The organism is Bartonella sp. AA86SXKL (assembly GCF_042196885.1).
On sequence record NZ_JBHIRE010000095.1, the window covers coordinates 533 to 1319 of the forward strand.

At 37.7% G+C, this 787-nt stretch carries 2 protein-coding genes; one reads left to right on the forward strand and one right to left on the reverse strand.

All coding sequences use genetic code 11. The annotated features are described in order from the left end of the window. Positions 1-126: SufE family protein (locus ACFIO5_RS10065; RefSeq protein WP_375705321.1), on the forward strand; the 126-nt coding region annotated here is incomplete at its 5' end. A 103-nt stretch (positions 127-229) separates the two neighbouring features. Here ACFIO5_RS10065 and ACFIO5_RS10070 read toward each other — a convergent pair. Continuing rightward, on the reverse strand, positions 230-667 hold the full coding sequence (locus ACFIO5_RS10070) for a Ros/MucR family transcriptional regulator (protein WP_375705320.1): 438 nt from the start codon (positions 665-667) through the stop codon (positions 230-232). Between the last annotated feature and the right edge of the window lie 120 nt (positions 668-787).

The following is a 787-nucleotide window of genomic DNA, read 5'->3' on the forward strand; positions in this document are numbered from 1 at the left end:
GAGATTCGCGATGCCGATGCCGAAGGACTCTTTGAAACACTTGGCTTAAACGAAAATCTTACACCACAACGATCGAATGGTCTTAAATCGATGATTGAAAGAATTCGTAACGAGAGTTACGTATAGAATTACACTATCGTAGCACCAACAGCACAAAATTTTCACAGAAAATGTGCTTCCTAAAAAGCACTTTTATAGACTAGAGATACGAATTTTTTGAAAAATACGGTTATTTTGTTTTCTTCCGTTTGCTTTTACGTCCAAGCCCCATTTCCTTCGCCAAAGCTGAGCGCGCCTTTGCATAATTAGGTGCAACCATAGGGGAAGAACTGTCCAATTGCCACTTTTCACGATATTCTTCTGGTAACATTCCATAATGTGTCATGAGATGACGTTTCAAGGATTTAAATTTCTTCCCGTCTTCAAGACAAATGAGATAATCAGGAAAGATTGAACGTTTTGGGTTAACAGCAGGCCTTTGCTTTTCAACTTCAACTTCTGTTAAATCTGCGTTCCCTGCTTTACGAAAAGCGGCATGAACATCAGCAATCAAACTTGGCACTTCAGTCGGTCGGATCGAGTTATTACTCACGTAAGCAGCAACAATATCAGCAACTAATGTAATAACTAAATTGCTTTCAGTCTCTAAGACTGGACGATGTTCCATTCTTTTTTCCTTTAATTTAAAATCGAGATATCATTGGCACTCATACTCATAATACAGAGATCCCATGCACGTAGGTTTCATATTGTACAAAAATCTTTTTTGTCAATTCAATTATTCTAT

Coding starts and splice junctions, on each gene's coding strand:
- ACFIO5_RS10070 (WP_375705320.1), bottom strand. CDS start 667: ATGGAACATCGTCCAGTCTTAGAGACTGAAAGCAATTTAGTTATTACA.